Origin of the sequence: Streptomyces sp. NPDC087300 (assembly GCF_044744425.1) — a bacterium.
Classification (GTDB): Bacteria; Actinomycetota; Actinomycetes; order Streptomycetales; family Streptomycetaceae; genus Streptomyces.
In genome coordinates this window covers 530,142-544,246 of sequence record NZ_JBIUYI010000007.1, presented here as the reverse complement: position 1 = coordinate 544,246, position 14,105 = coordinate 530,142, and the positions used below count along the sequence as shown (strand labels likewise).

The window sequence follows — 14,105 nt, the reverse complement described above, 5'->3', positions numbered from 1 at the left end:
TGCTGGGGCACATGCGCATTGTGGTTCTGGCCGGCGGCATCGGCGGTGCTCGTTTCCTCCGCGGACTCAAGAAAGCCGCGCCCGACGCGGACATCACGGTCATCGGCAACACCGGTGACGACATTCACTTGTTCGGGTTGAAGGTCTGCCCCGACCTGGACACCGTGATGTACACGCTCGGCGGCGGCATCAACGAAGAGCAGGGCTGGGGACGTACGGACGAGACGTTCAAGGTCAAGGAAGAGCTCACGGCGTACGGCGTCGGGCCCGAGTGGTTCGGGCTAGGCGACCGGGACTTCGCCACGCACATCGTGCGGACGCAGATGCTGGGCGCGGGATATCCGCTCAGCGCCGTCACGCAGGCGCTGTGCGAGCGGTGGCAGCCCGGGGTGCGGCTCATCCCCATGTCCGACGACCGCGTCGAGACACATGTCGCCGTCACCGTCGACGGCGAGCAGAAGGCCGTGCACTTCCAGGAGTACTGGGTGCGGCTTCGCGCCTCCGTGGACGCGCACGCCGTGGTGCCCGTCGGCGCCGAGCAGGCCAAGCCCGCGCCCGGCGTCCTCGAAGCCATCGCCGAGGCCGACGTCGTGCTCTTCCCGCCGTCCAACCCCGTGGTGAGCGTCGGGACCATCCTCGCCGTGCCCGGCATCCGCGAGGCCATCGCCGACGCGGGCGTGCCGGTCGTCGGGCTCTCCCCCATCGTCGGCGACTCCCCCGTGCGCGGCATGGCCGACAAGGTGCTCGCCGCGGTGGGCGTCGAGACCAGCGCCGCCGCCGTCGCCGAGCACTACGGAAGCGGGCTGCTCGACGGGTGGCTCGTCGACACCGTCGACGCGGGCGTCGTGGAGCGGGTGGAGAGCGCCGGGATCCGGTGCCGGGCCATCCCGCTGATGATGACCGACCTGGACGCCGCGGCCGCCATGGCCGCCCAGGCCCTCGCGCTGGCCTCGGAGGTCCGCGCGTGACCGCCCCGGCCTACCGCGCGTGGGCCGTGCCCGGCCTGCCCGAGGTGCGCACGGGCGACGACCTCGCCAAGCTGATCGCCGCCGCCGAGCCGGGCCTCGCCGACGGGGACGTGCTCCTCGTCACCTCGAAGATCGTCAGCAAGGCGGAGGGGCGCGTCGTCCAGGCGGACGACCGCGAGGCCGCCATCGACGCGGAGACCGTGCGGGTCGTGGCGCGCCGCGGGACCCTGCGCATCGTCGAGAACCGGCAGGGCCTCGTGATGGCCGCGGCCGGGGTCGACGCCTCCAACACGCCCGCGGGGACCGTGCTGCTGCTGCCCACCGACCCGGACGCCTCGGCCCGCGCCGTGCGGGACGGGCTGCGTGACGCGCTCGGCGTGGACGTCGGCGTCGTCGTCACCGACACCTTCGGCAGGCCCTGGCGCTCCGGGCTCACCGATGTCGCCATCGGGGCCGCCGGGGTGCGGGTCCTCGACGATCTGCGCGGCGGCGTCGACGCGTACGGCAATCCGCTGAGCGCGACCATCGTCGCCACCGCGGACGAGCTCGCCGCGGCGGGGGACCTCGTCAAGGGCAAGGCCGCAGGGCTGCCCGTCGCGGTGGTCCGCGGGCTGCCGCACGTGGTGGGCGGCGACGGGCCGGACGAGGGGGCGCGGGCCCTGGTGCGCGTCGCACGCGACGACATGTTCCGGCTCGGTACGTCGGAGGCGGTGCGGGAAGCGGTGACGCGGCGGCGGACCGTGCGCGAGTTCACCGACCAGGAGGTCGACCCCGGCGCGGTGCGGCGGGCGGTGGCCGCGGCGGTGACCGCGCCCGCGCCGCACCACACGACGCCGTGGCGCTTCGTGCTCCTCGAATCCGCCGCGTCGCGGGTCGAACTCCTCGACGCCATGCGGGACGCGTGGATCGCCGATCTGCGCCGTGACGGCAAGTCGGAGGAGTCCATCGCCAAGCGGGTGCGCAGGGGGGACGTGCTGCGGAAGGCGCCCTACCTGGTGGTGCCCTGCCTGGTGACGGACGGCGCCCACACCTACGGGGACGAGCGGCGGGACGCCGCCGAGCGCGAGATGTTCGTGGTCGCGGCGGGCGCGGGTGTGCAGAACTTCCTGGTCGCGCTGGCCGGGGAGCGGCTGGGCTCCGCGTGGGTTTCGTCGACGATGTTCTGCCGGGATGTCGTACGGGACGTTCTCGGGCTGCCTGCGGGGTGGGATCCGATGGGGGCGGTGGCCGTGGGGCATCCCTTGAGTGAGCCTCCGGCTAGGGGTGGGCGGGTTGTGGAGGACTTCGTCGCCGTCCGGTAAGGGATCTGGCCCCTGGGCCTTGGACCTTGCGCCTTGGGCTTGGGGGGGCTCGGGTTCTTGGGCGGGTGCGGGGTGGTGGGGGGTGTTTGCGCAGTTCCCCACGCCCCTTGAACGTCCGTCGCTGTCCTTGGTCGGGTGCGGGTCGTGGGGGGTGTTCGCGCAGTTCCCCGCGCCCCTTGAACGTCCCCTCGCCGTCCCCGGGCGGGTGCGGGTCGTGGAGGGTGTTTGCGCAGTTCCCCGCGCCCCTAGTAGGTCTGCCCCGTGGGCGTGGTTGTCACAGTGCCGCGATGTTGCCCCTCGGCATGCGGGGCTGTCTGCGGGGTGGGGTTTTGCCGCTCAGGAGGATGAGGCGGGCGGCTCTGTGGCGTTGGCCCTCGTAGGGGGTCAGGAGCTTGAGCATCTCGGAGTCGTCCGCTTGGCGGTTGTCCGCCAGGGCGTAGCCGATGATGCCCGGCAGGTGGAGGTCGCCCGTCGTCACCGCGTCGGGGGCGCCGTTGCTGCGCTGGACCGTCTCCGCCGAGGTCCAGGGGCCGATGCCGGGGATCAGTTCCAGGCGCGCCTGGGCCTGGAGCGGGGACATCGTCGCCGCCTCCTCCAGGCGGGACGCCCTGGCCACCGCGCGCAGGATCGTGGCCGCGCGCTTGTCGTCCACGCCCGCCTTGTGCCACTCCCAGGACGGGATGAGGGACCAGGTGCGGGGGTCAGGCATGACGTGCATGCGGGCCTGGGCGGGGGTCGGTCCCGGGGCCGGCTCGCCGTACTTGCGGACCAGGAGGCGCCAGGCCCGGTACGCCTCGTCCGTGGTGACCTTCTGTTCCAGGATCGACGGGATCAGCGATTCGAGGACCAGGGACGTGCGGATCAGGCGCAGGCCGGGGCGGCGGCGGGCCGTCGCGGCGACCAGGCGGTGCCGGGGCTCGAAGAGCCCGGGGTCGTCCAACTCGCCCAGGAGTCCGGGGAGTTGGTCCAGGAGCCAGTCCGCACCCGGGCCCCACGCCTCGGCCTCGACGGTGCCCGCGCGCAGCGCGACCCGCAGCGTGCCGGGCCCGCCCGGGGTGCGGCTGGCGCGCCAGACCGACCCGTCGGGCGTCGTACGGAAGGTGGGGTCGGCCGGGCCGCGCCGCAGCGGGCCCAGGATCAGGCCCAGGTCCAGCGGGTAGGGCGGCCGCCACGTACGCGTCAGGGGCGCCGTGGCCGGGCGGGGCACGCCCGCCGGTACGGCCGTCTCGCCGCCGCGCACGGAGGTGCGGGTGGGGCGCGGGGCGAAACGGGACGACATCTCAACGAGGGTAGGCGACGCCCGCCCCCGCCGTGGCGGTTACCGGGAGGAGCGGATCCCGGCGGTCACTGGTCGGAGGAGAACCGCACCGCGCCGGCCGGCAGCGTGGCGTCGCACCAGACGCGGACTCCGTCGCGCAGTTCGTTGTCGGCGCCGACCCGCGCGCCGTCGCCGATCACCACGCCGGTGAGCGCCGTGCGGGCGCCGATCCGCGCACCCGCGCCGATCAGGGAGTCCGTGACGACGGCGCCGGGCTCGATGACCGCGCCGGACAGGACCGTGCTGCCGTCCACGCGCGCGCCCTCGCCGATTCGCGCGCCCTCGCCGACGACCGTGCCGCCGGTGAGCTTCGCGTCGGCGGCGACGGACGCGGTGGGCAGGACGAGGCGGTCGCCGCAGCGGCCCGGCACCGCCGGGGAGGGGGCGCGGCCGAGCACCAGGTCCGCCGAGCCGCGGACGAACGCCTGGGGAGTGCCGAGGTCCAGCCAGTACGTCGAGTCGACCATGCCCTGGAGGTGGGCTCCGGAGGCGAGCAGGCCGGGGAACGTCTCGCGCTCCACGGAGACCGGTCGGCCCGCGGGAATCGTGTCGATGACCGAGCGGCGGAACACGTACGCGCCCGCGTTGATCTGGTCGGTGACGATCTCCTCGGGGGTCTGCGGCTTCTCCAGGAAGGCGGTGACCCGGCCGGTCGCGTCGGTCGGCACGAGGCCGAAGGCACGGGGGTCCTCGACCTTGGTGAGGTGGAGGGAGACGTCCGCGGCCGATTCCTCGTGGGTACGGACCAGGGCGCCGATGTCCAGGCCCGTGAGGATGTCCCCGTTGAAGATCAGTACCGGCTCGTCGGGCGCCGAGCGCAGCCGCGACGCCACGTTGCGGATCGCGCCACCCGTGCCGAGCGGCTCGTCCTCGGTCACGTACTCGATGTGGAGGCCGAGCGCCGAGCCGTCCCCGAAGTACGGCTCGAAGACCTCGGCTAGGTAGGAGGTGGCGAGGACGATGTGGTCCACGCCCGCCGCACGGGCACGCGCCAGCTGGTGGGTGAGGAACGGGACGCCCGCCGCCGGGACCATCGGCTTGGGGGTGTGGACCGTGAGCGGTCGCAGCCGGGTTCCCTTGCCGCCGACCAGGAGGATCGCTTCTGTCACCTGTCGTCTCTGCTTCCTGCTGGGGCCGGCCGAACTTGAGTTTCGGCCGGCCAGTGTATGCAGACGGATGTGCAGATCGTGCGGTTCGAGCGGTGCGTCGGACCTCAGCGGCCCTGGAAGCGGGCCGAGCTGGACCGGGCCTTGCCGAGCTTCTTGTACAGGCGGCTACCGGGGCACTCGGTGGCGAATCCGTCCCGATGACCGGAGATCACCTTGAGCCGGACGTTCGCGCCTTTCTTGTACAGGTTGCCACCGCCGGACTTCAGGTGTGTCGTCCCGCGCGGATTGGCGCCGTACAGGCCGAGCTTCCACGCGGTCAGCCGGGCGACGGCGTTCACGGCGGCCTTCGGGGGGGTGGAGCTGCTGTACGTGCCGAGGACGGCGATGCCCATGCTGTTGGTGTTGAAACCGAGAGTGTGGGCCCCGAGGACCGGCTTGGCCACACCTCCGGCACGTCCTTCGTAGATGTTTCCGCACTTGTCGACCGCGAAGTTGTAGCCGAAGTCACGCCAGCCGCTGCTCTCGACGTGGTAGCGGTAGATGCTGCGCAGCACGGATGAGGCCTGTGAGCAGCGGTAGTTGTTGCCGGACGCGCTGTGGTGCACGAAGGCGGCCTTCACGGTCTTGGTGTAGGCGAAGTCCTTCTCGCGGAGCTTCTCGTCGGCGCCCCAGCCCTTGCGCGTGATGATGCGCGGGCGCGGGCCGATGAAGGGACCCGCCTTGCCGGCCGCCTCGGTGCCGCCCCGCGCGGCGATCAGGTCGTCCTGCGTCTGGCGCCTGGTCAGTTCGGGGATGACGGTGGCGCCCATCGGGGCGAGGTCCGCGTTGACGGCGGACGCCGCGGCGGTCTGGGCGGTCAGGGTGGTGGCGCGGGCGGCCTCCGCCTGGGCGCCCTGCTGGGGCGGCTCGTCGCCGGGGTCGACCAGTTCGAGGCGCAGGCCCTTCGGCAGGGGCGCCGCGGACGGCGATTCGGTGGTCGTGGCCGTGGCCGCGGCGCGGGCCGGCCGGGCGGGGCGCTCCGGTTCCGCCCGTACGCGGATCTCGACGCCGTCCGAGTCGCCGACCCACAGCGGGGCGGTCGAGCCGCGCACGGCGCCGGTGCCGCGCTCGGGGGTGCCCGGGTCCGCGGCGTGTTCGTGGTTGTGGGTCTCCACGTCCTGCCAGCCGGACCAGACGGTGGTGCCGGTCGCCCGGGTGCGGACCTGGACGGAGCCGTGCAGTTCGGCTTCGGGGTCGTCCCAGACGACGCCGACCAGGGAGAAGGGACGTACGTCGCGCCGGGCGATGCCCTGTTCGCTGGAGGCGGGGCCCAGCGAGCGGTCGGAGCCCGACGGGGCGAGCGGGAGGGACTGGGTGCTGCCGGGGACCGATCCGGCGGCCCGCGCGGGGGCCGCCGCCACCGCGGACCCGGCGGGGGACTCCGCGGCGGGTGTCGCGGCACGGGCGCCGGACGACGGCAGGGTGAGGGGCAGGGCCAGGGCGGCCGCGCACGTGACGCCGATCGAGGAAGCAAGAAATCCACGCATACGTATGATCGTCGGCAACCGGAACATATCTGTCCATTGGGGAACTGACGGACCGTCGGCCCGGAGCGGCCGAACCGGTGGCCCGCGCTCCCCCGCCACGCCGAGGGGCCACGGCGCGCCCGCGTACCCTTGCGCCCGTGAACGCCAACGACCGCACCCCCGCCGACCTGCTGCGATCCGCGCTCGCCTCGGATCCGGGCCGCCCACTTGTCACCTTCTACGACGACGCCACCGGTGAACGCGTGGAATTGTCCGTGGCCACCTTCGCCAATTGGGTGGCCAAGACCGCCAATCTGCTCCAGGGCGACCTCGCCGCCGGGCCCGGCGACCGGGTCGCGCTGCTGCTGCCCGCGCACTGGCAGACCGCGGTGTGGCTGCTCGCCTGTTCGTCGGTGGGAGTCGTCGCCGACGTGGGCGGGGATCCGGCGGCGGCCGATGTCGTCGTGAGCGGTCCCGACTCGCTGGACGTGGCGCGCGCGTGTTCCGGTGAGCGGGTGGCGCTGGCGCTCCGTCCGCTGGGCGGGCGCTTTCCCGAGACGCCGGAGGGCTTCGCCGATTACGCGGTGGAGGTGCCGAGTCAGGGGGACCGGTTCGTGCCGTTCGCGCCGGTGGACGCCGACGAGGCCGGGCTCGTGGTCGGCGGGGTCGAGCTGACCTCGGCGGAGGTCGTGGCGCGGGGCCGTGCGGACGCGGGGCGGCTGGGGGTCGTGGCGGGGTCCCGGATTCTCTCCGGGCTCTCGTACGACGCGTGGGATGGGCTCAGTGCGGGGCTTTACGCGGCGCTGGCTGTGGGGGGGTCCGTGGTGCTTTGTCGGCATCTTGGGGAGCTTGGGGAGGGGGGGCTTGAGAAGCGGGTGGGGGATGAGCGGGTGACGGTCACCATGCGGTGAGCTTGGCGGTGGGGGTTTGTTTTCGGGTGCGGGTTCGTGGGGGCTGGTCGCGGTGTTCCTCGCGCCCCTGGCCGGGCCGTGGTCTCTCTCGTCCTCGTGGCGCGGCCACCCGTGGCCGGTCGCGCAGTTCCCCGCGCCCCCTTTAGCCGCACCGTGGCCCGGCCCCTCCTCGTGGCGCAGCCACCCGTGGCTCGTCGCGCAGTTCCCCGCGCCCCTGAGCCGCACCGTGGCCCCTCCCCACCTCGCCGCGCAGCCACCCGTGGCTCGTCGCGCAGTTCCCCGCGCCCCTGAGTGACCCGTGGTCCGTCCCACCCTCGCCGCGCAGCCACCCGTGGCCGGTCGCGCAGTTCCCCGCGCCCCTGAGTGACCCGTGGTCCGTCCCACCCTCGCCGCGCAGCCACCCGTGGCCGGTCGCGCAGTTCCCCGCGCCCCTTTAGCCGCACCGTGGCCCCTCCCCACCTCGCCGCGCAGCCACCCGTGGCTCGTCGCGCAGTTCCCCGCGACCCTTAGCCGCACCGTGGTCCGGCCCCCCTCGCGGTGCCGTAGGCCGGCCCGTCCGTGGGCCTTTCGCCCGTTCGGCGTACGTCTGGTGCGGGTCCAGAGGCCTCTTGGGGGTGTGCGGGCCATGGTCGTAGGGACGGACCATGCACCGACGCAGCCATGAGGGGTGGACGTACACGTGGTCGAGACCGCAGGCACGCCGACCGGTACGTACGGGCCGGGCGCGGGCGCCAGTCCCAGTGGGGCGGGGGGCGTCCGGCGACGGCGGCGGTGGCTGCGCTACGGCGCGCTCGGGCTCGCCGTCCTGGTGCTCGCCGCGGGAGGCGTCGGCTGGGCGGCGTACCAGAAGCTCAACGGCAACATCACCAAGGACACCGACGCGGCCGCCGAGCTGGCGCGCTACGAGAAGGAGCGGCCCACACCGCTGGTGCACGACGCGCAGAACATCCTGCTCATCGGCTCGGACACCCGCGCGGGCCGGGGCAACAAGAAGTACGGCAGGGACCCGGGCACCCAGCGCTCGGACACCACGATCCTGCTGCACCTGGCGGCCGACCGGCAGAGCGCGACCGCCGTGTCGATCCCGCGCGACGTGATGGTGGACATCCCGAGCTGCCGGCGCCCCGACGGCTCCCGCACCCGGGCCCAGTTCGCCCAGTTCAACTGGGCGTACGAGTTCGGCGGGACCGCCTGCACCATCCGTACGGTCGAGAAGCTGACGAGGATCCGCGTCGATCACCACATGGTGGTGGACTTCGCCGGGTTCAAGGACATGGTCGACGCGGTGGACGGCGTGCAGGTCTGTCTGCCGGCCCCGATGAACGACACGGACGCCCATGTGAAGCTCGCCGCGGGCAAGCAGACCCTCAACGGCGAACAGGCACTCGGTTATGTGCGGGCGCGCAAAAGCCTCGGCAATGGCAGTGACACCGACCGGATGGACCGCCAGCAGGAGTTCCTCGGCGCGCTCGTCAACAAGGTGCAGAGCAATGACGTCCTGCTGAATCCCGCGAAGCTCTATCCCGTTCTCGACGCGGCGACTTCTTCGCTCACCACCGATCCGGGACTCGCCAGCCTGCGGGGTTTGTACGAACTGGTGCGCGGTATGCGCAATATCCCCACAGAACGGGTGCAGTTCCTCACCGTGCCCCGGCAGTCGTACTCCTACGACGCCAATCGCGACGAGCTCGTCGAGCCGGCCGCCGAGGAACTCTTCACCCGGCTGCGCACCGACAGCCCGGTCCAGGTGACCCCCAGGGAGCCCGAGAAATCGGCGCCGCGCCAGGAGCAGGCGTCCGAGGAGTCGTCGTACGAAGAGGACTCGGGATACGAAGAGGACTATGCGGACTCCGACGAGTACGGGAGCGACGAGAAGCCGGACGACCCTTCCCATACGCCGTCGCCCGCGCCGACATTCCGGGGCAACACGGCCGCTGGAGCGACCTGCGAGTAAAGCGATCACCAAGCCCGAGAGGCTCTCCATCAAGAAATAGGGCGGATTGCCCAGTTGTAGGGGAGTGGAATTTGTCACCGGCGTCGTTCAGCGCTGAACTGGGCGGATAGTGTGAGCGATCCGGCGCGCCTGGCCTTCGGGCCGCGCGCCGCTGAACGACTGACCGAGCGCCTTCTTGAGGGGGGAAAGGCGCCGCGTGGCCCCGACGGAGGACGCAAACAACCGTGGACGCGCAAGGCCGTGGGCCCAATAGGGGCGAGCGAAGCGACTTCCCTACAGGGGCGGTGGCGGGAGACGGGCGGGCGGAGAGCATCGACCCCGCAGACCAGTGGGTACTCAACCCGACCACCGGTGACTACGAACTGCGACTGAGCCCCTCCGCAGGGCAGTCATCGGTTCCCGGACCCCGGAGAACCGCGCCCCGTGGCGGCGGCCGAGGCCGCCCCGCGCCGGGCGGTGACCGCCCGCGTCGTGACGAGCGCGACGAGCGCGACGAGCGCCGTGAGGTGCCCGGACAGCGCAGGCGCCGGGTGAAGGAGCCGGAGACCGCGTCGAGCGGCAGGCGCAAGCAGAAGCCGAGGAAGTCCAAGGGCAAGAAGGTCCTGATGTGGACCGGCGGCTCGCTCGCCTTCCTGCTCGTCGCGGGCTGTGCCGGTGGGTACCTCTACTACCAGCACCTCAACGACAACATCACGTCGATAAACGATGACGGCGCGGGCACCGGCGGCTTCAGCAAGGACCGGGCCATCAACATCCTGGTGATGGGCACCGACAAGCGCAGCGGCAGCGGCAACAAGGGCTACGGCGACGAGGGCAGCGTCGGGCACGCGGACACCACGATCCTGCTGCACGTCTCCAAGGACCGGACGAACGCGACCGCGCTGAGCATCCCGCGCGACATGATCACCGACATTCCGGACTGCCCGACCACGATGGACGACGGCACCAAGAAGACCATCAACGGATCGCAGAACGTCCGCTTCAACGAGAGCCTCGGGCAGTACGACCGCACGCCGAGCTGCACGATGCGTACGGTCACGAAGATCACGGGGATAAAGCTCGACCACTTCATGGTGGCCGACTTCAACGCGGTCAAGACGCTCTCCAGCGCGGTCGGCGGCGTGGACGTCTGTCTGGCCAAGGACATCGACGACCCCAAGTCGCACCTGAAGCTGTCCAAGGGCAAGCACACGATCGAGGGTGAGCAGGCGCTCGCCTTCGTCCGCACCCGCCACTCGGTGGGCACCGGCGGCGACTTGAGCCGGATCGAGCTCCAGCAGCAGTTCCTCAGCGCGCTGATGCGCAAGCTCAAGTCGAGTGACACGCTCACCGACCCGAAGAAGATGATCAGCCTCGCGGAGGCGGGCACCAAGGCCCTCACCGTCGACTCCAAGATCGCGGACATAATGAAACTCCGCGACCTCGGCATGGAGCTCGGCAAGCTCGACATGAAGAACCTGAGCTTCGCCACGCTGCCGGTCATCGACAACCCCGCCGAGAAGGTCCACACCACGGTCGTCCCCGACCCGGCCAAGTCCGAGCAGCTCTTCGCGATGATGCGCGCCGACGAGTCGCTGACCGAGGTGAAGAAGAAGGAGAAGAAGGAGAAGGCCGCGGTGGCCGCCCGGCTCAAGGGCCCCAAGGCCGACCCCTCCGAGGTGCGGGTCGACCTCTACAACGGCAGCGGGAAGACCGGCGCCGCTCAGACAACTCTCACGTGGCTGCAGAACACTGAGGGAGTGCTCAAGTCCAGCCAACTGGGCAACGCGCCCTCGGACATCAAGAAGACGACGCTCGAGTACGCGCCCGACCAGGCGGATCAGGCCCGTCGGCTCGCCGACATCATGGGCCTGCCCGCCACGGCCCTGAAGCCGGGCAAGAGCGAGAAGAACGCACAGGGCCTCCCGGCCATGAAGCTGACGCTCGGCGGAGACTTCAAGGGCGCGGGGGTGCCCGTCTCCGCTCCGGCGAAGGCGCCGGAGGGGATCCAGAAGGTCGAAGCTGACAAGACTGTGTGTGCCAAGTGACCTGAAGCGGTCGTTCTGCGTCTAACAATGCGCCAATGCAAGTACGTCGGCCCGGCCGCGCGTACGTCGCACCCGGGCGTCAACAGGACGCGGGGCGGCCGCGGTTCGGGAATGGGGCGGGGAGGGGCATGGGGATGAGGCAGAAGAGCGTGCGTGAGGAGGGGGCGCGACAACGCGCCCCGCACGCAAGTGATCACGGCTGGGACGAGGGCCCGCACGAGAGCGAGGAGCGCCCCGGGGAGCCCCCGGACGGCGGCGGCGATTCCTCGCCGGGCACCAGCCGCCATCGGCACCGGCGCGGCGGAGGCGGCGGGGGGCGCCCGCCGCGCCGCAAGCGCGGAATACTGCGCTGGTCGGCAACGGTCCTCGCCGTACTGATACTTGGCACGGCCGGCGCCGGATACCTGTACTACCGGCACCTGGCCGACAACCTGGAGACGGACGACCTGAACCTGGGCGAGCACAAGGCCCCGGCTCCCACGCCCAACGCGGCAGGTCAGACCCCGCTGAACATCCTGCTCATCGGCTCGGACGCGCGGGACTCCAAGGCGAACCAGAAGCTCGGCGGCGCCAAGGAGACCTTCGGCGCACCGCCGCTCGCGGACGTCCAGATGCTCCTTCACGTATCGGCAGACCGCAGCAACATGTCCGTGGTCAGCATGCCGCGCGACACCCTGCTCCAGATCCCCAAGTGCACCGACCCGGACGGCGGCAAGGTCTATCCGCAGACCGGCCCGAAGTTCATGACGAACGAGTCGCTCGGCCGCGGCGGACCCGGCTGCACGGTCGCCACCTGGGAGAAGCTCACCAACATCCACATCGACCACTTCATGATGGTCGACTTCGCGGGTGTGGTCTCCATGGCCGACGCCATCGGCGGCGTACCGGTCTGCGTGGACAAGAACATCCACTCGCGCACCAGCGCGGGCAAGGGCTCGGGCCTGAAGCTGAAGAAGGGCACCACGGAGGTCAAGGGCAAGCAGGCCCTGCAGTGGCTGCGCACCCGCTACGGCTTCGAGGGCGGCACCGACATCAGCCGCGCCAAGGCCCAGCACATGTACATGAACGCGCTGGTCCGCAAGCTCCGCGAGAACACCAGCCTGACCAGCCCCAACGAGCTGCGCAAGCTCGCCGAGGAAGCGACAAGCGCGCTCACGGTCGACGACGGCCTCGGCAGCCCCAAGAAGCTGTACGACCTGGGCAACGAGCTCAAGAAGGTCTCGCCGGAGCGCACGACGATGACGACCATGCCGTTCGACTACGCCGGCGAGCGCGTCGTCCCCAAGCCCGGCGACGCGGAGCAGCTCTTCCGCCTGGTCCGCGACGACATCCCGCTGGACGGCAAGGGCAAGAAGAAGAAGCACGCCGAGGAGAAGCTCTCGGACGACCCGCCGGCCGCGGACGACAAGATCGCGTTGCAGGTGCAGAACGGCACGCGCACCGCCGAACTCGCCCCGGTCCCCGGCCGCGCGAGCACGGTGGCGCAGCTCCTCGCGGGCAAGGGCTTCACCAAGACCGCCCCGGACCAGACGACGTCGGTGGCCGAGGCGCGGACGGTCGTGCGCTTCCCGAGCGTGGACCTGGAGGGCGACGCCCAGCGGGTCGCCAAGTCCCTGGGCCTGCCGCTGAGTTCGGTGAAGAAGTCGACGGACGTCTCCGGGGTGACGCTGGTCGTCGGCGCCGACTGGCGCGAGGGTGACGTACCGCCCAAGCCGAAGAAGAAGGACGACAAGACGCCGGACTCGGCGGACGCGCTCAGCGGGTCCGACAAGAAGGCGTGCATGAAGGTCGACCCGAACTTCACCTGGTAGCGGTCGGTACGGACGACTTCGGGGCACCCGCCGCTCTCGGCCGGTGCCCCGAAGTCATGTCTCACAAGACGTCCGAAGTCGCCGCTCAGACCTCCTGGGTCTCCCCCATGACGGCCGGGCGGCGCGAGGCGATGACCTTCTTGGCCAGCGCGCGCGGGCTGGTCAGGAAGCCCCAGCCCCACGACATGTGCATGGTCGCGAGGGCCACCGGGATCTGGAGCCTGGCCTTGAGCGGCAGGCCCTTGCCCGCGGGGACGGAACCGGCGGCGATGGCCGCGAGGTAGCCGGCCGGGATCACCAGGCCCCACGGCGTGAGGGCCGCGCCCACGACCAGGCCCGCGGCGATCGCGCAGACCGCGGTCGGCGGCGCGAGGTAGCGCAGGTTGATCGAGCCCTCGTGGTAGCGGGCGACGACGTGGCGCCAGCGGCCGTAGTCCTTGTACTGCTTGGCGAGCGCCTTCACGCTCGGGCGCGGGCGGTAGGAGACCTTCAGCTCGGGCGAGAACCAGATCAGACCGCCGGCCTCACGGATGCGGAAGTTCAGCTCCCAGTCCTGGGCGCGGATGAACTCCACGTTGTAGCCGCCCTGCTGCTCCAGGGCCTCGCGGCGGAAGACGCCGAGGTAGACCGTCTCGGCCCGCTGGGCCTCGCCCCCGGTGTGGAAGGCGGCGTTGCCCACGCCGATCTTCGAGGTCATGGCGGCGGCGACCGCGTGCTCCCAGTCGTTCTGGCCCTCGGCGTGCATGATGCCGCCGACGTTCATCGCGCCGGTCTCCTCCAGGAGGCGCACGGCGGTCGTGATGTAGCCGGGCGAGAGCGCCGCGTGGCCGTCCACGCGCACCACGACCGGGTGACGGGACGCCTTGATCGCGGCGTTCAGCGCCGCGGGGGTGCGGCCCGTCGGATTGGGGACCGTGTGGACCCGGGGGTCTTCGCGCACCAGTTCGGCGGCGATCTCGTCCGTGCGGTCGGTGGAGGGGCCGAGCGCGACGACGACCTCCATCTCGCCCGCGTACTCCTGCTCCAGGATCGCGTGCACCGCCTCGCGCAGGTGCCGCTCCTCGTTGAGGACGGGCATGATCACAGAGACGGCGGGAGGCTGCACCTCAGACTTCGCGTTCATCACGCGTCACGTTACCGCGAACGGGGGACACGGGCGCGCGCCGCCGGGGTCGCTACCCCGGGCCGCATTTCGTATGGC

At 71.6% G+C, this 14,105-nt stretch carries 10 protein-coding genes; 6 read left to right on the top strand and 4 right to left on the bottom strand.

Annotation, left to right across the window (positions count from 1 at the left end; all coding sequences use genetic code 11):
- The first annotated feature begins 11 nt into the window (after positions 1 to 11).
- Positions 12 to 968 (top strand): 2-phospho-L-lactate transferase, encoded by a 957-nt coding sequence (gene cofD, locus ACIO9J_RS30730; protein ID WP_402006733.1) that lies wholly within the window; start codon positions 12 to 14, stop codon positions 966 to 968.
- Positions 965 to 2,269 (top strand): coenzyme F420-0:L-glutamate ligase, encoded by a 1,305-nt coding sequence (locus tag ACIO9J_RS30725; RefSeq protein ID WP_402006730.1) that lies wholly within the window; start codon positions 965 to 967, stop codon positions 2,267 to 2,269. The genes cofD and ACIO9J_RS30725 overlap by 4 nt, the downstream gene beginning before the upstream one ends.
- Before the next feature lie 274 nt (positions 2,270 to 2,543).
- Here ACIO9J_RS30725 and ACIO9J_RS30720 read toward each other — a convergent pair whose 3' ends face one another.
- The 3 genes from ACIO9J_RS30720 to ACIO9J_RS30710 all read right to left on the bottom strand — a co-directional run bounded on the left by ACIO9J_RS30720 (position 2,544) and on the right by ACIO9J_RS30710 (position 6,222).
- Positions 2,544 to 3,548, bottom strand: a complete 1,005-nt coding sequence (locus ACIO9J_RS30720; RefSeq protein WP_402006728.1) for a DNA-3-methyladenine glycosylase family protein — start codon at positions 3,546 to 3,548, stop codon at positions 2,544 to 2,546.
- Between the two features lie 65 nt (positions 3,549 to 3,613).
- Positions 3,614 to 4,696: a sugar phosphate nucleotidyltransferase gene (locus ACIO9J_RS30715; protein ID WP_402006726.1), complete on the bottom strand. Its 1,083-nt coding sequence runs from the start codon at positions 4,694 to 4,696 to the stop codon at positions 3,614 to 3,616.
- A 104-nt stretch (positions 4,697 to 4,800) separates the two neighbouring features.
- Complete coding sequence (locus ACIO9J_RS30710) at positions 4,801 to 6,222, bottom strand: peptidoglycan recognition protein (RefSeq protein ID WP_402006723.1); 1,422 nt, start codon at positions 6,220 to 6,222, stop codon at positions 4,801 to 4,803.
- 137 nt (positions 6,223 to 6,359) lie between these two features.
- Between ACIO9J_RS30710 and ACIO9J_RS30705 the strand changes: the two genes are divergently transcribed.
- The 4 genes from ACIO9J_RS30705 (at position 6,360) to ACIO9J_RS30690 (ending at position 12,904) form a co-directional block, all read left to right on the top strand.
- Positions 6,360 to 7,112, top strand: a complete 753-nt coding sequence (locus ACIO9J_RS30705) for a TIGR03089 family protein (protein WP_402006720.1) — start codon at positions 6,360 to 6,362, stop codon at positions 7,110 to 7,112.
- A gap of 679 nt (positions 7,113 to 7,791) precedes the next feature.
- Positions 7,792 to 9,066 (top strand): LCP family protein, encoded by a 1,275-nt coding sequence (locus ACIO9J_RS30700; RefSeq protein WP_402006718.1) that lies wholly within the window; start codon positions 7,792 to 7,794, stop codon positions 9,064 to 9,066.
- Positions 9,067 to 9,377: 311 nt separating this feature from the next.
- Positions 9,378 to 11,093 carry an LCP family protein gene (locus ACIO9J_RS30695; protein WP_402006839.1) on the top strand — a complete coding sequence of 572 codons (1,716 nt, stop codon included), beginning with the start codon at positions 9,378 to 9,380 and terminating at the stop codon, positions 11,091 to 11,093.
- A gap of 134 nt (positions 11,094 to 11,227) precedes the next feature.
- Positions 11,228 to 12,904 (top strand): LCP family protein, encoded by a 1,677-nt coding sequence (locus ACIO9J_RS30690; protein WP_402006715.1) that lies wholly within the window; start codon positions 11,228 to 11,230, stop codon positions 12,902 to 12,904.
- 85 nt (positions 12,905 to 12,989) lie between these two features.
- Here the strand turns inward: ACIO9J_RS30690 and ACIO9J_RS30685 are convergent, their stop codons facing one another.
- Positions 12,990 to 14,027, bottom strand: a complete 1,038-nt coding sequence (locus ACIO9J_RS30685; protein WP_402006712.1) for a glycosyltransferase family 2 protein — start codon at positions 14,025 to 14,027, stop codon at positions 12,990 to 12,992.
- Positions 14,028 to 14,105 lie beyond the last annotated feature (78 nt).